The following is a 21773-nucleotide window of genomic DNA, read 5'->3' as shown; positions in this document are numbered from 1 at the left end:
TAAGCTTAGTAAGACCTTATCTCAAAAGTCAGCAAAAGCTAATCAAAGTTTTATTTTATCAAAATAAAAAAAGACCTCAAATTGAGGTCTTTTTTAAATGGGGATGGGGGGAATAAAGTTACTTAGCTCTTTTTAAGAAATGGGGAGAGGGGGACAATCTACTTCCCATTGGCTTTACTTTATAACTTAATTATATGGAATGTGGGAAATAGTAACTATCGAATTAGCTTACAATAGGATTACAATTTTGTAAGGTTAGGATAAAGTGAAACTTTAATCAATGGGGTTTTACAGCACTCGAACAGCAGGATAAATTGTTTCATTCTACAAAACAATTTATTTTTCGGGAAATAAAAAAGCAGCTTTTGTCGAAAGCCGCTTTAAGAAGTAGTAATTCTTTTATTAATTAGCTGGATGCACAATAAGAATAGGAGTGACATACCGACTGTTATGATAACAAGCGTCCAGGCGAGCTGCATGTTACTTGCGTCAATCGCCATATAAATGGCTGTAGGAATTGTTTGTGTTTTTCCTGGAATGTTACCAGCAAACATAAGTGTTGCTCCAAATTCACCAAGTGCACGTACAAAGCTTAATATCATTCCACTAAGTAGTGCGGGGAATGCAAGCGGCAATGTGACATGTAAGAAGACTTGGTATTCACTGGCCCCAAGATCACGGGCACCGTCTTCAATTTGCTCGTTTGCAATAGAAAAACCTGTCTTGGCCGATTGATACATAAGTGGGAATGAAACGACTGTTGAAGCGATGACAGCAGCCCATGATGTAAACATAATAGAGTGTTGAAATAATGATTCAATCCACTTACCAACTGGGCTGTTATTCCCAAAAATAATAATGAGAAAGAACCCAATAACAGTTGGCGGGAGCACCATCGGTAATAGAAAAATGGTTTCTAATAACACTTTATAGCGCCACGAGGAGCGAGCTAATACTCGTCCAATAATTGTGCCGAAAATCATAACAATAATGGTGGCGAGTGCAGCTACTCGTAAGGAAAGAAAAATAGGCGGCCAAAGTGCATCAAATGCCATGGTAGTTAAGATAGAATTGTAAATCCATATTTTTTAAAGATAGATTGTGCCTCTTTTGACTGTAAATATTCATAGAATGAAGTCGCCTCTTTCTTATGCTTGGATTCTTTTATAACCCCTGCTGGATAGTGGATCGGTTCATGAGAATTAGTTGGTGCTGCATTTGCAATTTTTACTTTGTCTGAAATGAGAGCATCTGTTTTGTATACAATTCCAGCATCTACATTTCCTGTTTCTACATATGTTAACACTTGGCGGACGTCTTTTGTAAATACAATTTTGTTTTGGAGGTCATTCCATAGATTTTCATGCGTAAGTGAAGCTTTTGCATATTTTCCGGCTGGTACAGATTCAGGTGTACCAATTGCTAGTTTCTTCACTTTTTCTTCTTTTAACTCTTGAAATGTTTTAATGGAACTTTCCTTTGGAACGACTAAAACAAGTTCATTTCCAAGAAGATTTTTCCCCTCTTTTTCATTAATAAATCCTTTTTTTACAAGCGTTTGAAATTTATCTTCTGCTGCAGAGAAGAATATATCAGCAGGAGCCCCTTGTTCAATTTGCTGCTGAAGTGCACCAGAACCACCAAAGTTAAAGGAAAGCTTTATGTTTGGTTCTTTCTGTTTATATTGTTTTTCAATTTCTTTGAAAGCATCTTGTAAACTTGCAGCTGCAGATATCGTAAGTTCAACTGTCTTTTCTTCTTTAGCAGTCGTTTTTTCTTTTTTTTCTCCACTTGTGCAAGCCGAGCTAAATATAAGAAGGAAAGAAAGCATGAATACCCCAATGTACCGTAATGTAAATCTGTTCATAAATATAATCCCCTTTCTTTTCACCATATTAATTATAACTAATTATATTTAATTATAAATAGATATAATTAAATATAATGTGAAATAAATCACTTTTTGAAAAAATAGGAGAAATTTTCTTTCTTTGTTACAATGAAAAGAGAAAGTGAGGAATCGTCTATGGATCATCATTCCTACACAACGGAAGAAGTAGCAAATCGATTAAAAGTCTCAAAGTTAACAGTGTATGATTTAATTAAAAAGGGTGAACTACCTTCCTACAGAGTTGGTAGACAAATGCGCATCGATGCAGTGGACTTAGAACAATATATTAAGCAAATGAAAACAGGGAAAGTACAAACTGCTTCTATGAAACTAAAGGAGAAGAATAGAGAATCTTCCTGTGTAATTAGTGGACAAGAGTTAACATTAGATATGCTAGCGAAACATCTTGAAAGATTTTTAACAGGCTCTAGTATGCTCCGGGCTTATCAGGGGAGTTTAATGAGTTTAATTAAAATGTCTCAAGGAGAAGGAAGTATCGTTAGTTTACATTTGTTTGATGGAGATACAGGAGAATATAACATCCCGTATGTAAAACGAATTTTAGTTGGACGGCCATGTATTGTGATGAACTTATTAGCGAGAAATGTTGGGTTTTATGTCCAAGAAGGAAATCCAAAAGGAATACAAAAGTGGGCTGACTTGAGTCGTTCATCGATTCAATTTGTGAATCGTGAAAAAGGATCGGGAATTCGTGTACTAGTAGATGAACAGGTGAGAATTCAAAATGTAGATAAAGCAAATATTCGAGGATATAATTGGGAAGAGTCTAATCATCTTGGTGTTGCCTCTCAAATTGCTAATAGGAAAGCTGATGTCGGCATAGGAACAGAAAAGGTAGCACAAATTGTGAATGTAGATTTTATTCCACTTATGGAAGAACAATATGACTTAGTAATCTTAAAAAATAAAGAAAATGAACAACTTATTGAAGCAGTAAAAGAAATACTGCAATCGACAGAATTTCAAAATGAACTACGAGCAATTGGTGGGTACGATATAAGTAAAACAGGTCAAATTATATATGAAACAAATTGAAAAAGCTGCTTGTCTATGGACGAGCAGCTTTTTCTCTATATAAAGGGGTTAGGGGAAACAAGTTTATAGGACAAGACCTTGAGCAAGTGCGTAAATAAATGCTGTAAGAAGAGCTGCGCCGCTTGCAAGTCCGATAAAGTCTAATTTGTTAAAAGTAATGTTGTTCATAGTTATCTCTCCTTATTTGTTTAATGTAGTAGCAACCGCTTTTGCATCGACAAGAGCGGATAACACCATACTCATTGTATTTACAAATTTATTTGTTTTCATTTTGTTCATTATCCGTATCCGCTCCTTTCCGAATTGTTGTTGCCCTTGTTTCTGTCTTAATTATATGAAATACGACCAGGAGTAACTATCGAATTAGCTTACAGCAAGATTACACCTTTGTAAGAATTAATTTTTGAAAATTGTCACTTAATTTTATTACCAACTACTAAAACTTAGTGTTATAATTGTTGTAAGGATATAATTAAACTTTGGATATTAAGAAAGGAACGAAACGAATGTATAAGCTAATTACATTTTTGTTGAAATATATATTTAAAACGCTTGGAAAAGTGGAGGTTCAAGGAAAAGAAAAATTACCTGAAGGTGGGCCGTATGTTATTGCTTGTACGCATACGAGTTTTATGGATGTTTTAATGCTGGCAGCTGGGATGTACCCAACGGAAATTCATTATATGGCCAAAAAGGAACTGTTTGAAAGTAAATTTACAAATTGGTTCTTTAAGAATGTAAATGCTTTTCCGGTAGATCGCGCAAATCCAGGGCCAAGTACATTGAAAATTCCATCCCGTTTATTAAAAGATGGGAAAGTAGTAGGGATTTTTCCAAGTGGAACGAGATCGACAGAGGATGTTTCTTTAAAAGCAGGAGCTGTTACGATTGCAATGCGTTCTAATGTTCCTTTAGTACCAGCAGCTTATGTTGGGCCATCAAGTGTAAAAGAATTAATTAAGGGGAAAAGAGCACAATTAATTTTTGGTAATCCGATTCAAGTTGAAGCGGGAGAGACAGTGGATCGAAAAACGGCTATGAAAATGATGACGGATCAATTAAATACAATGTTTGAAGAATTAACAGAGACATTACAACAAAATAAAAAATAGGAAAAGACGACCGGGCATAGACGGTCGTCTTTTCTATTACTATCTATATAAAGGGGAAAGGGGACACAAAATTATAGAAGCGTAGCAGCATAAATGAAAGCTGTAAGAAGAGCTGAGCCGCTAGCTAATCCGATAAAATCTAATTTGTTAAAAGTAATATTGTTCATCATACTCTCTCCTTACTTATTTAATGAATGAGCAACTGATTTTGCATCGACAAGAGCGGATAACACCATGCTCATTATATTTACGAGTTTATTTATTTTTATTTTGTTCATCATGCGTATCCGCTCCTTTTCGAATGGTTGTTGTTACTTTCTGACCTAATTGTACGAAATATAGAGGGAAGTCACTATCGAATTAGCTTACAGGAGGATTACACTTTTGTAAGGAAACTGAACATCTATGTAAGGATATAAATATTTGACAAGGGATTATGAAATTCGTACGTTAAAGAAAGAGGTGAGCACATGACAAATATTAGAGATATCGCAAAGTTAGCAGGTGTGTCCGTTATGTGCCATTACATAGCGGATTTTTTTGAGAATTTTTTTTGACTGGAAACGCGTTTCATACTTTATAACTGAATTATACCGGTTATGTAGTAATCCATGGATTCTTTTCAAGTGTTACGACAGTGAATAGAATTTGGAGGAGTATTGATGGATGAACTATTATTGAATGTGAAAAAGTATGTAGAGCCTGATGAACAAATCTTGTCTTTTATTGATATTGTTGTAATTGTAGGATCGGTATTCATTATTGGGCAAGAAATAGCAATGTATACGCTCGTTGCAGTATTTATCGGAGCAAAAGTAATCGACTTCATTGTAGAAGGAATTAATACGAAAACAGCAGTTACGATTATATCTAGTCAACCAGATTTAATTCGTGAAACGATTACGAAACATATGACACGGGGTGTTACTGTTTTAGAAGGTCGCGGTGGTTATACTGGAAAAAATAAAGAAGTACTATATGTCGTAATTAATAAGCAAGAGCTTGTAAAATTAAAACAAGTAATCAGTAATGTAGATGAAGATGCATTTGTTGTTATTCACGATGTACGAGATGTACTTGGCGGTGGTTTTAAAGCAAGCTAAAAAGATGAACGAGGGGATTCGTTCATCTTTTTTTATTTTATAATTTGGGGAAGGATCTTCATTAGTTTTTCTTTTATTCGTTTTGCAAAGGATGGATTTTTACCAGAAGTTGATATGCTTATAACATATTCGTCATTTCGAATGATTGCAGGTGTATGAAAGGATGACTCTGTGCCATCACTTACGATATTAACCCATTGAAAATCATGTGCAGCTTGTTTAACCATCATATTTACATCATGATGATTTGTTGCAGCATAGATGAGATGAGCATCTTTAATATCTTCTTCTGTAAACATTTTTTCCTTCCATGTAATATAGGTGAGATTCTCCATTTCTTCACAAATATACGGGCTCACAATCGTGACACGAGCTCCTGTATTCTTTAAACCAGCTGCCTTTCGATATGCAATTTTTCCACCACCGATGATCACAACCGTTTTGCCTTGGAGATTACACATAATTGGATAAATGTTATACATGTACATATTCCTCCATTCGCTCTAATAAAGCAGATTTCATGTAGGAATCAAATTGAAGACAATTACAAGTTGTAACGTTAGCATATTTTTTTGCATGCCGATTTATTTTCTGAAGTAATAACCCAGTGAAGAGAAGATAAGGCATGACATATACATGCCTTGCGTGCGATGACTTTTCATTGAGTTCATCAGTAAAAGAAGGTGTTCCTTTTGTTAAAAAGGAGCAGGAAACCGGCAAGCAGAGTCTTTGCTGGGCAGCTGCCCCAATTTGTCTTAATTCATGTATAGGCTGAGAATCACTGCTACCACGGCCAACAAGTAAGATTTCACTATTTGGCATTGGCATAGCTTCACGTATTCGTTTTATGACAAGTTCGATCATAAGCGGATGTGTACTAAAAGGTGGTATAACTGAAAATGTAATGTGTGGATAGTGCTTTTTTATTTTCTCAATTTCAAAAGGAACATCACGTTTATAATGGGCCGCTGCAAATAATAAAACAGGGACAATTAAAATCTCAGTTGCACCTTCAGTGATTGCTTCTACAATCGCATCTTGAACAGTCGGTGTTGTTAGTTCGAGAAATCCAATTTTTTGGATATTTTCACTTCGCTCGTTTATAACAGACTGAACAAAGTGAATGAACTGTTTATTGCCTTCTTGTAATCTGCTACCGTGTCCAATATAAACGATGCCTTTCATTGTGTAAGCACCTCTTTCTCATTGATGATAGTTTGTAATTGATAATCAATGTGATGAAGTCCAACTTTATTGGCATATTGTAAAGTTGGTTCATCGATATAGGAGAATGGTAAATTCAGAATATCTGTGAAGCCAAGGCGGTTTACTTCTGTGATAAACGTATCGATTGCAGCACGTCCTTCAAATACAATGCTATCCCATGTGAATTCAGTCAGTGTACGTGAATGAACTTCATCAAAACGATGATCAATTTTATATTCGTGTGTCATGATATAAGAGCCAGCACCTATTTTTTCCTGAATGACGGCAATTCGATTAATATTTCGACCTAAATAAACAGTTGTTTCGTTGGAAAGTGTTGCAGGTAAGCTTAAAAGCCCATACTGCATAAGTGCCTTCTGTGTAGTGGCATTCATATACTGCAATGTTGCTTTTAAGGAGCGAATATCTTTTTGATGCTGCGCACATGATTGGAATAAGATTGCTACACTTTCAGCTGAGCAGAAAACAAGGCGCTCAGCATTAAAAATTTCACTAATCTGCTCAGGTGTTAATACATATTTTTGTTTTTTGAAAGTTGGTATTTGATATATTTCTGCGCCCGCTGCTTGTAACTTTTGCGCTAGTATACTTGTTTTGTTTGTTGCAGAGGCAAATAAAACTTTTTTTCCATGTAGTGGCTTGTGTTCTTTCCAGGCAATTTGTTTTCGTAAGGACACCACTTCACCAACAATTGTCATCGATGGATTTAAAATCTGTTCTTTTTTCACATCATCCACGATTGTGGAGAGTGTACCTGTAACAACTCGTTGTTTTCCAGTTGTACCCCATTCAATGACTGCTACTGGTGTATCTTTTTTTCTTCCTGTTTGTAATAAATTCTCGCAAATTACCGGCAAGTTTTTAACGCCCATGTAAAAAGCAATTGTATCGCTGTTTAAGAGGGAGCTGTAATTTACTTGGTCGCTAATTGCGCCTTTTGTATGACCGGTTAACAAAGTTACACTATTACTGTAATTACGATGGGTAAGAGGGATGCCGGCATATGCACTAGCGGCAATACTAGATGTAATCCCTGGAACAATCTCGTATAAAATGTTTTCTGCTGCTAAAGCGGCTGCTTCTTCACCAACGCGACCAAAAATAGATGGATCTCCGCCTTTTAAGCGGACGACCGTTTTACCTTCTTTTGCAGACTGAATTAAATGAGCGTTAATCATTTCTTGTCGCATAATATGATTTGTTGGCATTTTTCCGCAATAGACGAGTTCGCATGTTGGCTTTGTATAGCGAAGTAAAGTTTGATTTAATAAGCGGTCATATAAAACAACATCTGCTTGTTTTAGGCAATCTATTGCTTTTTTAGTAATAAGTCCTTCATCACCAGGTCCTGCACCAACTAAATATACGTATCCGTTCATCTCTACACCTCATCTATTTTTACTTGAAAGGAAGCCAAAAAGGGCTTCCCTGTACAAGTTACATATATATATAAATATCACCATCAATAACTTCTACTTCATATGTTTGGATACAACCATCATCAGGCTTTTGAACTTCACCTGTTATTAATGAAATTTTCCAGTCATGCAATGGACAGAAGACGAATTCTCCAGAAACAATTCCTTCGGCTAAAGGTCCGTTTTTATGAGAGCATCGATTTTCTACAGCGCGAATATCACCATTTGAAAGGCGAAATAAGGCGATGGATATATCCTTAATGCGCACTTCCTTACCGATTTGCACAGGAAGGTCTTCTGCATGCATTATTTTTATTTTTTCTTTAGTTTGCAACATGTAGATCGCTCCTTACTTTACAGTTTCTACTTCATACATGGCTTTTAATGACCTAGTTTCCAGTGCTTGTCCCCAAGCTTCTTCATATGTGTTACGCGCTTTTTGGAAACGTTCATTTAGCATAGTAACCATGCCTTCATCTTGCAGCACTTCTTTTATATGAGCTAATCCCATTCGTTCTACCCAAGGGGCTGTTCGTTCGCCGTAAATACCAGTTTCACGGTAATGTTGTACGTAAGCTGTGGCAATGCGAAGTACATCTTCTTCTGTAGGGACAATCATTACAAAATCAGCTTCACGCACTTCTGTACCACCGTTGCCACCAATATAAAGTTGGAAGCCATTTTCAACACAAACGACGCCAAAGTCTTTTGTTAATGCTTCTGCACAGTTACGTGGACAACCAGTTACACCCATTTTCATTTTGTGAGGTGTATCTACCATTTCTAACGATTGTTCAAGTAACATACCAAGCCCTAATGAATCTTTTGTACCAAAGCGGCAGAAGCGAGAGCCGACGCATGATTTTACATTGCGAAGGGATTTCGAATAGGCATAACCAGAAGTCATATCGAGGTCAGCCCAAACTTTTGGTAAATCTTCTTTCTTAACACCATATAAGCCGATTCGACTTGCACCTGTTATTTTTACAAGCGGCACATCATATCTTTTAGCAACTTCAGCAATTTTCATTAAATCATCTGCCGTAGTAACACCGCCGTACATACGAGGAATAACAGAAAATGTACCATCATGCTGAATATTGCCATTCATTCTTTCATTAACGAAGCGGGATGATTTATCATCTGCATATTCTTCTGGGCGTGTCATACGTAAATAGTAATTTAATGCAGGGCGGCATTTTGAACAGCCGTCTTCATGTGCGAAGCCAAGGACGTTTCGTACTTCTTTTGGCGATTTTAAACCTTTCTCATGAATCGCTGTGACAACTTCATCACGTGATAAAGTTGTACATCCACATATACCAACGGATTGTGCAGATGCATCGAAGCTATCCCCGAGAGTATGAGATAAAATTTGTTCAACAACTGGACGACATTTACCACATGAACCGGCAGCTTTTGTACATCCTTTTACTTCTTCAAAAGTTGTTAAATCTTGTTCTAAAATAGCATGAACGATTGTTCCCTTTGTCACGCCGTTACATCCACAAACGGTGTCATTAGCACTCATACTGGTAACGTCAAGTCCACTTTCTTCACCAGCTTTGTGAAGAAGAGAGACGGGTGTGTATTCTTGTATATCTTCTTCCTTTTTTAACATGCTAAAGAGGCGTGTACCTTCAGCAGTGTCTCCATATAAAACAACACCAACGACTTTATTGTCACGGATTAATACTTTTTTATAGGAACGCGTACACTCATTAAAGATTGAGATTGCTTTTGTTACGTCATCTTCATAAATTTGTCCAGCAGAGAATAAATCGCATCCTGCAACTTTAAGTTGTGTACCGACGATGCTACCAGCATATCCATCTGTTTGTGAATTCGTTATATGCTTTGCCAGTGCGGTCCCTTGTTCATATAATGGGGCAACAAGACCATAGGCAATACCGTCATGTTCTGCACATTCACCAACTGCATAGACTGATTCATCATCTGTTTGCATATAGTCATTTGTAACTATGCCACGATTTACAATTAAACCAGCATCTTTTGCTAAATGTGTATTTGGACGTATCCCAACAGCCATTACAATTAAATCGCATGTTACAACATCCCCATCTTCAAATTGGATACCTTCAACACGGTCAGTACCAAGAATTTTCACTGTTTTCTTTTCCATAAGAAACTTCATACCTTGTGATTCTAAGTCTTCACGCAGTAATGAGGCGGCTTTGGCATCGAGTTGTTGCTCCATTAAGTAAGGCATTAAATGAACAACGTGAACATCCATTCCTAAGTCAATAAGCCCTCGTGCGGCTTCTAAACCGAGTAATCCCCCGCCAATGACGACAGCCTTTTTATATCGCTTAGCAGCATCCAGCATAAATTGTGTATCTTCAATTGTACGAAAGCCTGTTACACCTGGAAGTTGTGAGCCTTCAACAGGTAAGATGAAAGCGCTGGACCCTGTTGCGATAATGAGCTTGTCATATATGACAATACGGTTCTTTTCTGTAATGATGACTTGTTCTTCCCGATCAATATTTATTACCTTTTCATTTGTATACAGCGTAATATCATTTTCCTCGTACCAACTGTATTCGTTCATAATGATATCTTGGATATTTGTTTTTCCTTGTAAGACGTGAGATAGCATAATGCGGTTATAGTTTGGATGAGGTTCATCACCAAAAATAGTAATATCATAAAGTCCTGAATCTAGTTTTAAAATTTCTTCAATGCAGCGTATACCAGCCATACCATTCCCGATCATAACTAAACGCTTTTTCATATTCATTTCCCCTCTTAAATGTGAAATGTTTAACAAACTTGTATACTCGTATTATAGAATCTTTGGAAAGTAGAGGGTGTGATGTTTATCACAGTTTTGGAGGGTTCACAAATTGTTAAAAATCATATAAAATTTCATTCGAATTCTTACAAAAATGTAAGGGAAATGTAATGGGATTCAATGGCGGGATTAAGTCCTTCTCTTTAAAATAAGTTTATAGAAAACTACACATATTGTGTGGAGGAGGAATTTACCTTGGAGTGGGGAAGAGTGAAAAAGCGAGTAATTATTACTGGAATTGCGCTGGTAGCTGTTATTATCTTACTACTACCAACAAAACTGGGACCAGTAATTGATAAATATAATCCATTTTGTAAAACAAAAGAATATTACACGATTGTGAATGATGTCGGTCAACATATTGGTGATGAATGGTATGAATATGAGTTTGCTGCATATGATGAAAAAGGTAGGGCACAGACGATAAAGAAAACAGTGAAGCACATGTTAAAACGAAGTGAGTCATTGAAAATTACCGCAAAAGGACGTTACGGTGAATCGTTGGTAGAGATTGAGGTCCAAAATATTCCTGTGCAGGCGAGAAGTAAGCTATTGGCGACAAGATAAAATATTGTAAAACACTGTAACATACTGAGTATGTTACAGTGTTTTTTATTACATATAAATCATTTAAAGAAGAAATTTTTCGGTGTCAGTATTTAAATATACGTTTACTATATAAAATAAGTTTTAACAAGACAGAGAGTATGGAATTTAGGGGATTTTAACTGTATAACAAGAAAGCGGACATAAGTTTATACTAGGATAACTGTAGCAGCAGAAATGAAATCCGTAAGAAGAGCCACATTGCCAGCAAGTCCGATTGCATCTAATTTGTTAAAAGTAATATTGTTTATGACAACATTGTAAGGTACATGTAAGTTAATTCGATAGTTGTCATTTTTGAATTCTATTACAATACAAGTAGGAAGTTTGAACATACAACTTTCTGTCTGAAATAGTGATGAATGTTTTAAAACCAACTATTGCATAGCCATTATCTCTTTATGAGATGAGGCTATTTTTTTTAAACCTTACAATATTGTAAGGTTTTCGTAAGTTAATTCGATAGCTTATTTGTCATATTTTCTGCATAATAAAAAAAGATAAAAAATTAGGGAAGGTAATCAGAAGGGAGAAGAATGAGATGCAAAAAAAAGAAGTAGTTAAGTTTCCGATAAAAGATTTCTGTAGCTACTTTACTGTTGCTGTCGTATGTGTTGGACTTTTTGACATAATTACAAATTTAATTGTTAAATAATATAGATGAAAAAACAAGAAGGAGATTCCTTCTTGTTTTTTATTGCCCTTAATCTGAAGCGGCGTATTAAAATAGATGTAAGAGGTGATAGGATGAAGTGGATTGATAGTCATATACATTTGGACCAATATAAGAATAAAGAGCAAATGAAACTAATTGATGATGTAAAAAGAAGTACTGAGATTGATGGATTGATTGCGGTATCAATGAACTATCATTCTTGTCAACAAACATTATCTTTAGCAAGACAACATCCATTTGTACATCCGGCACTTGGTTTTCATCCAGAACAGCCGATTAACCAAAAAGAATGTGAACAAATTTATAAGTTAATTGAGGCAAATGTAGAATGGCTTGTTGCCATAGGTGAGATTGGTCTGCCCTATTATTTAAGGCAAGAAAAGAAAGATATCGTATTAGACCCTTATATAAAAGTATTAGAGAGATTTATAATGCTTGCAAAAAGGTTCAATTTACCGATTGTTTTACATGCAGTCTATGAAGACGCTGATATTGTATGTGATTTACTGAAACAGTATGAGATATCACGTGCGCATTTTCATTGGTTTAAGGGGAGTAAAGAAACGATGGAGCGGATGATTCAAAATGGCTACTTTATTTCAATTACGCCAGATGTTATGAAGAAGGAGAAAATTAGAAAAATCGTTTCGTTTTATCCGCTAGAATATATGATGGTGGAAACAGATGGACCATGGAAATTTCAAGAAAATATTATGACGCATCCGGGTATGATTGAGGGTGTGTTAAAAGAAATTAGCTTGATAAAAAATATTTCTATAGAGAAGGTTGCAGAGCAAATATATCAAAATACGTTTCGGTTTTATGGGGGGAAATGTCTTTAGTTTTTGACTTTTCATGTAGGTAGTCTCCTATTCTTTGTGTAGAATTCAATTTACAATTATATGCAAAAAAGGTAGAAACTATTTAAAATGGATATTGGTAAAAATTACACACATAAGAAGTGGGATAGGGATGTTACATTTTTTATAATATTTTACTATTGATTTTCAGAAAATCAGTCTAAAGCACGATGTTAAGATAGAGCTTCGTTTGATATCATTTAAGAGTAACAGGGTGATAGATTGCAGGTAATTGTAAGGAAGGGCTGAAAGGGGACAAATTTCAGCGGAGAAAGAGGTAGAGGTAGTGAAAAAATTCTTTGTAGGATTTTTAGTTGTTCTTGGAATGTATTTGTATTTCCAAGGAGAGTCTGAAGGAATGGAAAGATTGACGAATCAAACAAGTTATGTTGACTCAGAGGAAGCAAAACAGATGAAACAAATTATTACTGAAGAAGCAAAGAAAGTAAATCTTCCAGAATGGATACCTCTTACAATTGCCGAGCATGAAAGTCGTTTGAACCCACGAAGTGTTGGAGACAATGGCACTTCTTTTGGATTGTTTCAGTTACACCGAGGTGGGGGACTTGCTCCTGATCACTTAACGGACGAGCAATTGAAGGACCCGCGGACAAATGCCCAGATTGCGATGCCTCATTTAATGAAAGGGTATAAAAGAGGTGTGCAAAAAGGTTTAACAGATTTAGCGTTACTAAAATATATAGCAAATACATCTGGTTGGCCAGGTAATTTAGGGCCTGAGTGGACTGATAAAAATATGAAGTATAACGAAGGGCTAAAGAACGTATATTATCGAAATAAAGGAGTAGTAAAAGAGTAGGTGATCTGACACCTACTCTATTTGTCTATAAAAAGTTCCATTTCATTTGTAAAATATCGCTCAAGTTGCTGTTTTACATCTTCTAACTTTGTAGAAACTTGAGGGATTTTATATCCAACATATAATGGTGAAACAACGAAACGTGGAACAACCTTACAAATCATTTTACCCTCAAAATGATAGAAGAATAAATTATAGCTGCTACACCCTTTATGGAAATCTGTTAATATGTAACGCACAGTTTGTTGAATATAATGTGCCATTATATCAATGGATTTTATATCCTCAATGACAATATTAAATTCAGTAAAACCGATAATTGGACGTGTAGAAATATTAAGTTCAATTTGCTCATCTTTTTGTACGATTACGCCTTGAAAGTGTTCAGGTGTTACATTTTCTCGGTAGTCTACATATTTCATTCCAATAATTTGCATATGTGCATGATGCAAACTTCCGCCTGAAAATGGACCATGATTTTTATATAAAATAACAGAAGTAAATTCGTTGCTCTTTTCTAAAGCTAACCAATGCTTTATAGAAAAATGCAGTAGCTTTTGCATATGTTCAGGTGCGTAGGTTGCAATATGATCATGACAATTATCTGTTTCTATAAGAACAGTTTGAAACGTATCTTTCAATGTTGGAAATTTATTTTTCAACCAGATAATAGAGTCTTCCGTTTCTAAAATGTCAGTGAGGTTTTCCGTATCGCAAAAAGGACAAGCTGTATTTTTATTACGGATGCTCTCTGGTTTTTGCTTGCCAATATCATTTAGAAAATAAAGTTGTTGTGTATCCATTCGTATATACCCCTTTAAAAATATATGTGAAATTCCCGTCTACTATATTCGTGAAAGGGAAAGGAAAATCCTGTATAGTGGAAAAGGAGGAAATGGTAAAAGAAGGAGTTAGAAGATGGAAGAACAGAAAAATGTATCATTTCGTGATATATGGCGGACTGCTAATCCACCAAAAAAATATTTCCGAGTAGAACGACATTTGTTATTGCACATCGTTTATCAACGGTAGTACAAGCAGATACCATTTTTGTAATAGAGAATGGCAGTATTATAGGAATTGGTATACACGATGAATTAATGAAGCATCATACATATTATAAAAAGATTGTAGAACAACAATTTTTAATAGAAAAAACAAAAGACAAGATATCCTAATTGTACTTGGGTATCTTGTCTTTTATTTTTTTTGTAATAATGTGTATGGATAATATAGAGTATTTTCATTTTGTTTCTTTTTTCTATTTTTCAGTGCATGTAGGGCAAAGAATGTACCTACAATTGCAAAGATGGCTTTCTTCATATTCATTTTCCCCTTTTTATTGTTCATTTAATTCTTGGCTAACTGCTTTTGCATCAATTAAAGCGTGGAGAATCATTTTTACCATGTTCATCATTTTTATTCCTCCTTTTATAGTCGGTTTAGTTCTTTTACAACTGCTTGTCCGTTTACTAACACCTCGAAGACTGCTTTTACGATTTCTTTCATCAGGACTGTTTCCTCTTTTTGTTTACCTCTTGCTTACATCTTTATTGTATAAGGAGGCACGATTTCGTACTATTGCTTTCCATTACGTGAACATAACAGTTGTGTAAGATTGGATGTAATTTGTTGAAATGTTTAGTCTATATTCATTATTTTCAGAAAAATGACTATTCAAACATCAAATGGGGAAGTATAATAAAGAAGTAAGTATTAAATTCCGTACGAAAGGAGTGAATGAGATGAAACGTTCTTTAGCTGCACGCGCAAAATTTTTAGATTTTATCTATTTTTGTCGTGCGATTTTTCATGATGTGATTGCTAACGGGATACGTATGCCCTTTTTTAGCAATTGCATAGCAGTTATTGAACGATAGAAATCTCTTCACCCATTTTATAAAACGTGTGAAAAGGGAGCTATTTGGCTTCCTTTTTCTATGCCAAAAACCATGGGGAAAGTTTCTTTCCCTATGGTTTTTTACGTTGAAAGGAGTACGGAAAATGACAATTTGTAGTGTAAACAATGTAACGAAATCTTTTGGTGGAAACATCATATTTGAAAATATATCGCTTGAAATACAAAATGGTGAACGCATTGGATTAGTTGGCAGAAACGGTAGCGGGAAAACCACAATTTTTCAGCTATTAACAGGAATAGAGAATGTAGATGCTGGAGTAATTCATATGAAAAAAGGGATACGTGTTGGTCATGTAGCACAAATTCCGAAGTTTGCTGGTGAAACAAATGTATATGATGTATTGAGCGCTGCCTTTGTAAAAGAGAAAGAATTAGAAAGAAACATGCGAAATTTAGAGAAAAGTATGGCGGAGGAACACGATCCAACTAGTTTAGAGAGGTTAATGGAGAAGTATGGCGCAGTGCAAGAACAATTTTCGTTTTTAGGTGGTTATGAAATAGAAGCGAACATCATGAAAGTAGCAAATGGTTTACAAATAACGGAGCTATTTTCTCGAATTTTTGCTGAACTGAGTGGCGGGGAGCAGACGAAAGTAAGTCTTGCTTATATGCTGCTCAAGAAACCAGATTTACTACTGTTAGATGAACCGACGAACCATTTAGATTTATTTGCAGTAGAATGGCTCGAACAATTTTTGAAAGAGTATACAGGAACAGTTGTTGTGATCTCACATGATCGTTATTTTCTTGATGAAGTCGTTAAGAAAATTTTTGACTTGGAAGACGGAGAAATTCATGTATATCATACGAACTACTCGCAGTTTGTGAAAGAAAAGGAAGAAAGGTTACTGCAAGAGTTCCAATCTTATCAAGAACAACAAAAGAAGATAAAGAAAATGAAGGAAGCAATTAAACGTTTAAGAGAATGGGCGAATCAAGCGAATCCTCCGAATGAAGGACTGCATAAACGTGCTAGAAATATGGAACGCGCGTTAGAACGGATGGAAAAATTAAAGAAGCCAATTTTAGAAAGAAAACAAATGGGGCTTCAGTTTGAAGGACAAGAGAGAAGCGGAAAAGATGTTGTTGTAATGAAGGAAGTTGGCAAAAATTTTGCTGAGCGTATTTTATTTGAGGGAGCAAATTTACATGTGCGTTTTCAAGAGCGTGCAGCTATTGTTGGACGTAACGGTACAGGAAAAACAACATTATTAAAATTGCTATTAGAAGAAATGAAACCAGATGCTGGGGAGATCAGAATCGGTAATAGTGTGAAAATCGGTTATTTATCGCAGCATGCATATGAGAATGTAAAATATGATGTATTAGAAGCATTCCGGGAGCATGTAGCTGTAACTGAAGGAGAAGCTCGCCATATATTAGCTCGTTTTTTATTTTATGGTCCAGCCGTTTTTAAAAAGGTCAATCAGCTTAGCGGTGGTGAACGAATGAGATTACGTTTGGCACAGCTTATGTATCAAGATATAAATTTCCTTGTGTTAGATGAGCCCACAAACCATCTTGATATCGAATCAAGGGAAGTGCTGGAAGAAGCTCTCGAACAATATAATGGAACCATTCTTGCTGTTTCACACGACCGTTACTTTTTAAATAAATTGTTTGAAAAAACATATTGGATCGATGAACATACATTGTTTGAATTTGCGGGGAACTATGCATGGGCACGTCAGAAATGGGCAGAGAGAATAGAGAAAGAAGAAGTGAAACAACAAGAGATTCCAAAAATTAAAGTAATGAATGTAAAAAAGAAGGAATCTATTGGTATAGAAGAAATTGAAGATAAGCTTATGTATATAGAAGAAGATATATATGCGCTGGAGTGCACAATGGAAGAAACAAGCAATGTTGAAAAGTTAGAACGGTTATATAAAGAAAAAACAGAAAAAGAACGATTACGGGCGGAATTATATAATCGATTAGATAGTATGATGGAATAGATGAAAGAAAAACAAGTCATCCTCTTAGGAGATGTGGGGGTGACTTGTTTTTCTATTAATATCCGTTAACTCGAGATGGAAATGGTATAATTTTCTTTATGTTATATTGTGAAAATGATTTTTTACATGTTGGTATGATTTAAAACAATAGTTCAAAAACGCGAGGAGAATTTTATGTTAAGGTATGCACGTCTCATTACGATTGTTATGATTTGCATGGTATATATAAATCATGTTTCACGTGAAACAGTAGAGTTACAAATATTTGTTGGTATTGCATGTTTAATGTACGTTATAAATCATGTTTTACTTATACAACCACATCAAGGGAGAAGGCGTGAATTTTATGTATTCCTCTCAAATGGAGTAGTTACAGCACTACTAGGCTTTTTATTTCCCGAGACATGTTTGTATTTAATTATATTTGGGATTGATGCGGTAGGAGTATTTATTCATACGTGGCGAAAAGCAGTTGTATATTTTTTTGTGAGTTTTTTCTTTGTATGTTGGTCTGCTATTTTACTATATACGTATCAATATACTGGAAAGATAGAAGTTGATAGTAATGCTATTAATTTTATGTTCGTTGTCTTCAGTGCTTTATCCGGGAACTTAATTAAAAAACTGACAGTAGCCCGCCAAACTGTCGACGATCAATATGAAAAATTGACGTTATCACATATAGCTCTAAAAGAAGCGCATGAACAATTACAGCTTTATGCGAAAGAAGTAGAAGAACTAACTACAGTTCGGGAGAGGAACGATATTGCCCGAGAAATTCATGACACAGTTGGTCATAATATGACGGCTTTACTTGTTCAATTGCAGCTTGCAGAGGCTTTATGGAAGCAAAAGTCAGATGCTACAGAAGAAGTTTTACATACATGCCATGAATTAGCTAGAAAATCCCTTCAAGAGGTAAGAGCTTCAGTCCGTGCGTTGAAGGAAGAAAGAGATCTAGGGAACATAATAGAAAATATGAAAGGAATGTTAAATGAATTTTCAAAGGTAACCAAAGTACAAGTAACCTTTCATTTACAGGGAGATCCAATTATAATCCCATTGTCATTACAACCTACTTTGTTGCGTATTATGCAAGAGTCATTAACAAATGCACAACGCCATGGAAAAGCTAGTTTATGTAAAGTTAGCTTATTGTGTTTAGATGAAAAAGTTATGCTATTGATTACGGATAATGGTGTTGGCGTAAATGAAGTGAGTCCTGGTTTTGGTTTAATAAATATGAAAGAACGTGTAGAAGAACATGGTGGGATCATTCGATTTGAAAGTGAAAAAGAGAAGGGTTTTCGATTACAGATTGAGTTTCCACTTAAGGAAAAGACGTGGGTAATAGGAGGAACGAAATGATTCGTATTATGATCGTTGATGATCAGTCACTTATTCGTGATGGTTTAGCAATGCTATTAAATTTACGTTCAGAACTTGAAGTGGTGGGAACAGCAAATGATGGGGATGAAGTAGTTCGAATAGCAGAACAATTACAACCTGAAATTATTTTGATGGATATTCGAATGCCTCGTATAAATGGCGTTGAAGGGACTCGCTTAATAAGGGAAAGGTTTCCTGATATGAAGATTCTTATGCTGACGACATTTAATGATAGTGAACTCATTTTTGAAGCATTAGAGCAAGGAGCGAGCGGTTACTTATTAAAAGATATGGAGACAGATGCAATTGTTCAGGCAATATTAACGGTCCATGCAGGGGGAGCGGTATTGCCACAAGATATAACAGCGCAAATTGTGAAGGAACTAAAAAGAACAAAAGTAGTGGAAATATCAGAGCAAAATCAGCCAAAGCAAGTGGAACAATTAACAGAGCGTGAAATAGATGTATTAAGAGAAATAGGCCTTGGATTAAATAATAAAGAAATTGCTGAGAAATTGTTTATTACAGAGGGAACCGTAAAAAATCATGTTTCTAACTTAATCAGTAAGCTGGAGCTGAGGGATCGGACACAAGCAGCTATATATGCAGTAAGATACGGTATTACAACATACACATGACTTTTGGCATAGAGAAAAATAAAAAAGCAGCAAATTATGCTGCTTTTTTATTTTGCATTTCTATCTTAAGGGTGATGGAAGAAAGAGGATGTTTTTTTACAATGAAATTGTAGATTAATGCAAAGGGGCTGAATCGGCATGTTAGTCGTAGATCATATTACAAAGTCGTTTGGAAAGAAGGAAGTTGTAAAGAATGTATCTTTTGAAGTTAAGAAAGGAGAAACATTTGGTTTGCTTGGTCCAAACGGTGCAGGAAAGTCGACGACGATATCAATGATTTGTGGGCTTATTCCATATGATGGTTGTGATATAAAAGTTGGGGGGAAATCTGTAAAAGAATATCCATTAGATGCGAAAAGGAAGATCGGTATTGTCCCGCAAGATATTGCTTTATATCCTACGCTATCTGCGAAAGAAAATTTAATCTTTTGGGGGAAAATGTATGGTTTAAGTGGAGCTATTGCAAAGAAACGAGCAGATGAGGTATTAGCATATGTTGGTTTACAGGATCGCGCAAAGGACAAAATTGAAACATTTTCAGGTGGAATGAAACGCCGAATTAACATTGGTGCGGCACTTATGCATGAACCAGAGTTATTAATTATGGATGAGCCGACAGTCGGGATTGATCCACAATCACGGAATCATATTTTAGAGACGGTAAAAGGATTAAATGAGAAAGGTATGACGGTCATTTATACGAGCCATTACATGGAAGAAGTGGAGTATTTATGTGAACGAATTGCAATTGTTGATTATGGAAAGGTAATTGCACTAGGAACGAAAACGGAGTTATGTAATCGTCTTGCTGATGGCTTTATGGTGAAGTTACAACTGAATCGTTATAGCCAGGAGTTACTGCAGAAAGTAAAAGAAATTCCCACTGTAGAACGGATTATCATTGATGAGGATACGAATACACTCGATATTGGACTGAAGACTGGAGAAGCTGTCGGTACGGTTGTCTCGATCGTAGTAGAAAATCATGTGCAAATTTTAAAGCTTGAAGTACAAGAGCCAAATTTAGAAGCTCTCTTTTTACAGCTAACAGGGCGTTCACTTCGTGATTAAGGAGGTTAGGAACTCATGAAAAGTTTCATTATTGCATGGAAAGATTTAAAAATTCGTTTAATAGATCGGCGTGGATTTATGATGATGTTACTTATGCCACTTCTATTAACGACTATTTTAGGATCAGCACTAAGTAACATATTAGATAGTGGTGGATTACCTAAAACGGTGATTGGTTATTATCAAGAAGGAACAGATGAGTTTGCAAATATATTTCAAAAAGATGTATTGCATTCAAAAGAGATTAAGGATGATGTGAAGATAGAGGTCGTAGCTTCACAAAAAGAGCTGGAGGATCTGCTAAGAAAACAGAAAATTGATGTTGGAATGATTATCCCAAACGAGTGGAGTGAACATATAAAGGATGGAAAATTAAAAGAACCCAAATTGATTACTGATCCATCAAAAGATATACAAGCAAAAATAGCTGAATCGCTTATTCGTTCCTTCTCAGAGCGTGTGCAAACAGTTGCCGTTTCTACTAAGACTGTCGCAACAGATTTAGCAAAGGCACAGCCAGGAAATATAGAAAAGGTTGCAAAAGAGGTAAGTGCTAATTTACAAGCAGTGGCGGCTTCGAATACGGATGGAATTGAAAAAGGAACAATCGGCAAAAAAACAGTGGCTGCGATGCAATATTATGCTGCAGCAATGTTAGTGATGTTTTTACTATATAACATAACAGTAGGAGCAAAATCTATTATAACAGAGCAACGAACTGAAACATTAGCAAGATTATCAAGTACACCGACAAGCTCTTTTGCCATATTATTAGGTAAATTTTTAGGTACATTACTATTTGCTTGTATTCAATTTGGAGTATTTGTAGTTGCTACTTATTACGCATTTCATGTGAATTGGGGTGAAGATGTTTCACAAATTGTAGTAGTAGGAATTGCTTATGCAATTTGTGTTTCTGGCTTATCTATGCTCATCGCAGCATTTATTCGTGAAGAAAAAACAGCGGATTTAATGGGTGGCATTGGAATTCAGTTGTTAGCTATATTAGGCGGATCTATGTTACCAATCTATGCATTTCCGGATACTCTTCAAACAATTGCTAACATCGCTCCGAATAAATGGGCACTTACAAGTTTTTTAAACATTATGTCGGGTACATCATGGTATGCGTTACTTCCAGTTATATTAAGTTTATCTAGTGCGGGTATTGCTTCCGTTATCATCGGAACCTTCCGTTTGCGTACGAGATAG

General features: G+C 35.6%; 24 protein-coding genes. 12 read left to right on the top strand and 12 right to left on the bottom strand.

Annotated elements, in window-relative coordinates:
* Positions 1-380: 380 nt before the first annotated feature.
* Together modB and modA are read right to left on the bottom strand one after the other, a co-directional pair.
* Entirely contained in the window at positions 381-1055 is a 675-nt protein-coding gene (gene modB / locus ORL93_RS27315; RefSeq protein WP_003194495.1) for a molybdate ABC transporter permease subunit, read from the bottom strand.
* Between the two features lie 5 nt (positions 1056-1060).
* Complete coding sequence (modA, locus tag ORL93_RS27310) at positions 1061-1867, bottom strand: molybdate ABC transporter substrate-binding protein (RefSeq protein ID WP_018767158.1); 807 nt, start codon at positions 1865-1867, stop codon at positions 1061-1063.
* 132 nt (positions 1868-1999) lie between these two features.
* On the opposite strand from modA, the gene ORL93_RS27305 reads away from it, so the two are divergent.
* Complete coding sequence (locus ORL93_RS27305; protein WP_097794854.1) at positions 2000-2947, top strand: substrate-binding domain-containing protein; 948 nt, start codon at positions 2000-2002, stop codon at positions 2945-2947.
* A 63-nt stretch (positions 2948-3010) separates the two neighbouring features.
* Here the strand turns inward: ORL93_RS27305 and ORL93_RS27300 are convergent, their stop codons facing one another.
* Positions 3011-3115 (bottom strand): DUF3948 family protein, encoded by a 105-nt coding sequence (locus ORL93_RS27300; protein WP_016116987.1) that lies wholly within the window; start codon positions 3113-3115, stop codon positions 3011-3013.
* A gap of 338 nt (positions 3116-3453) precedes the next feature.
* On the opposite strand from ORL93_RS27300, the gene ORL93_RS27295 reads away from it, so the two are divergent.
* Positions 3454-4059, top strand: a complete 606-nt coding sequence (locus tag ORL93_RS27295; RefSeq protein ID WP_026008688.1) for a lysophospholipid acyltransferase family protein — start codon at positions 3454-3456, stop codon at positions 4057-4059.
* A gap of 71 nt (positions 4060-4130) precedes the next feature.
* Here ORL93_RS27295 and ORL93_RS27290 read toward each other — a convergent pair whose 3' ends face one another.
* On the bottom strand, positions 4131-4226 hold the full coding sequence (locus ORL93_RS27290; RefSeq protein ID WP_018767156.1) for a DUF3948 family protein: 96 nt from the start codon (positions 4224-4226) through the stop codon (positions 4131-4133).
* Positions 4227-4721: 495 nt separating this feature from the next.
* Here ORL93_RS27290 and ORL93_RS27285 point away from each other — a divergent pair, with 495 nt between their 5' ends.
* The gene (locus ORL93_RS27285) at positions 4722-5162 is read left to right on the top strand and encodes a YitT family protein (RefSeq protein WP_097794855.1); all 441 of its coding nucleotides are present in this window, start codon (positions 4722-4724) and stop codon (positions 5160-5162) included.
* Between the two features lie 32 nt (positions 5163-5194).
* Here the strand turns inward: ORL93_RS27285 and ORL93_RS27280 are convergent, their stop codons facing one another.
* Genes ORL93_RS27280 through nirB form a run of 5 tightly spaced genes read right to left on the bottom strand, consistent with a single transcriptional unit; the run spans position 5195 to position 10562 of the window.
* Positions 5195-5644: a precorrin-2 dehydrogenase gene (locus ORL93_RS27280; RefSeq protein ID WP_018781995.1), complete on the bottom strand. Its 450-nt coding sequence runs from the start codon at positions 5642-5644 to the stop codon at positions 5195-5197.
* Positions 5637-6347, bottom strand: a complete 711-nt coding sequence (locus ORL93_RS27275) for a sirohydrochlorin chelatase (RefSeq protein ID WP_018781996.1) — start codon at positions 6345-6347, stop codon at positions 5637-5639. The genes ORL93_RS27280 and ORL93_RS27275 overlap by 8 nt, the downstream gene beginning before the upstream one ends.
* Positions 6344-7768 (bottom strand): uroporphyrin-III C-methyltransferase, encoded by a 1425-nt coding sequence (locus ORL93_RS27270; RefSeq protein WP_265959983.1) that lies wholly within the window; start codon positions 7766-7768, stop codon positions 6344-6346. The genes ORL93_RS27275 and ORL93_RS27270 overlap by 4 nt, the downstream gene beginning before the upstream one ends.
* A 58-nt stretch (positions 7769-7826) precedes the next feature.
* Positions 7827-8144 carry a nitrite reductase small subunit NirD gene (gene nirD / locus ORL93_RS27265; protein WP_003194479.1) on the bottom strand — a complete coding sequence of 106 codons (318 nt, stop codon included), beginning with the start codon at positions 8142-8144 and terminating at the stop codon, positions 7827-7829.
* A gap of 12 nt (positions 8145-8156) precedes the next feature.
* Positions 8157-10562, bottom strand: a complete 2406-nt coding sequence (gene nirB / locus ORL93_RS27260; RefSeq protein WP_265959982.1) for a nitrite reductase large subunit NirB — start codon at positions 10560-10562, stop codon at positions 8157-8159.
* A 270-nt stretch (positions 10563-10832) separates the two neighbouring features.
* On the opposite strand from nirB, the gene ORL93_RS27255 reads away from it, so the two are divergent.
* A complete protein-coding gene (locus ORL93_RS27255) occupies positions 10833-11189 on the top strand; it encodes a YxeA family protein (protein ID WP_029427329.1) in 357 nt (118 codons plus the stop codon).
* Between the two features lie 188 nt (positions 11190-11377).
* Here the strand turns inward: ORL93_RS27255 and ORL93_RS27250 are convergent, their stop codons facing one another.
* Positions 11378-11563, bottom strand: a complete 186-nt coding sequence (locus ORL93_RS27250) for a hypothetical protein (RefSeq protein WP_255262485.1) — start codon at positions 11561-11563, stop codon at positions 11378-11380.
* A 412-nt stretch (positions 11564-11975) separates the two neighbouring features.
* Here ORL93_RS27250 and ORL93_RS27245 point away from each other — a divergent pair, with 412 nt between their 5' ends.
* Positions 11976-12746: a TatD family hydrolase gene (locus ORL93_RS27245; RefSeq protein ID WP_033795823.1), complete on the top strand. Its 771-nt coding sequence runs from the start codon at positions 11976-11978 to the stop codon at positions 12744-12746.
* Between the two features lie 304 nt (positions 12747-13050).
* Positions 13051-13584, top strand: a complete 534-nt coding sequence (locus ORL93_RS27240; protein WP_265959981.1) for a transglycosylase SLT domain-containing protein — start codon at positions 13051-13053, stop codon at positions 13582-13584.
* A gap of 17 nt (positions 13585-13601) precedes the next feature.
* Here ORL93_RS27240 and ORL93_RS27235 read toward each other — a convergent pair whose 3' ends face one another.
* The gene (locus tag ORL93_RS27235; RefSeq protein ID WP_097794858.1) at positions 13602-14387 is read right to left on the bottom strand and encodes a DUF4931 domain-containing protein; all 786 of its coding nucleotides are present in this window, start codon (positions 14385-14387) and stop codon (positions 13602-13604) included.
* A gap of 397 nt (positions 14388-14784) precedes the next feature.
* Positions 14785-14913 (bottom strand): hypothetical protein, encoded by a 129-nt coding sequence (locus tag ORL93_RS27225; RefSeq protein WP_026008686.1) that lies wholly within the window; start codon positions 14911-14913, stop codon positions 14785-14787.
* 416 nt (positions 14914-15329) lie between these two features.
* On the opposite strand from ORL93_RS27225, the gene ORL93_RS27220 reads away from it, so the two are divergent.
* The 6 genes from ORL93_RS27220 (at position 15330) to ORL93_RS27195 (ending at position 21773) form a co-directional block, all read left to right on the top strand.
* Complete coding sequence (locus ORL93_RS27220; RefSeq protein WP_018767146.1) at positions 15330-15464, top strand: RAxF-45 family protein; 135 nt, start codon at positions 15330-15332, stop codon at positions 15462-15464.
* A 124-nt stretch (positions 15465-15588) separates the two neighbouring features.
* Positions 15589-17463 (top strand): ribosomal protection-like ABC-F family protein, encoded by a 1875-nt coding sequence (gene abc-f, locus ORL93_RS27215; RefSeq protein WP_265959980.1) that lies wholly within the window; start codon positions 15589-15591, stop codon positions 17461-17463.
* A 174-nt stretch (positions 17464-17637) separates the two neighbouring features.
* Positions 17638-18831, top strand: coding sequence for a sensor histidine kinase (locus ORL93_RS27210; protein WP_097794860.1), 1194 nt, complete (start codon positions 17638-17640; stop codon positions 18829-18831).
* Positions 18828-19490, top strand: a complete 663-nt coding sequence (locus ORL93_RS27205) for a response regulator (protein ID WP_265959979.1) — start codon at positions 18828-18830, stop codon at positions 19488-19490. The genes ORL93_RS27210 and ORL93_RS27205 overlap by 4 nt, the downstream gene beginning before the upstream one ends.
* A gap of 138 nt (positions 19491-19628) precedes the next feature.
* A complete protein-coding gene (locus ORL93_RS27200; RefSeq protein WP_265959978.1) occupies positions 19629-20561 on the top strand; it encodes an ABC transporter ATP-binding protein in 933 nt (310 codons plus the stop codon).
* 15 nt (positions 20562-20576) lie between these two features.
* A complete protein-coding gene (locus tag ORL93_RS27195; protein WP_097794861.1) occupies positions 20577-21773 on the top strand; it encodes an ABC transporter permease in 1197 nt (398 codons plus the stop codon).

This window comes from Bacillus sp. DHT2 (assembly GCF_026241455.1).
GTDB lineage: Bacteria > Bacillota > Bacilli > Bacillales > Bacillaceae_G > Bacillus_A > Bacillus_A pseudomycoides.
The sequence above is the reverse complement of the archived record's forward strand: the minus strand, read 5'-3'. Positions and strand labels throughout refer to the sequence as shown.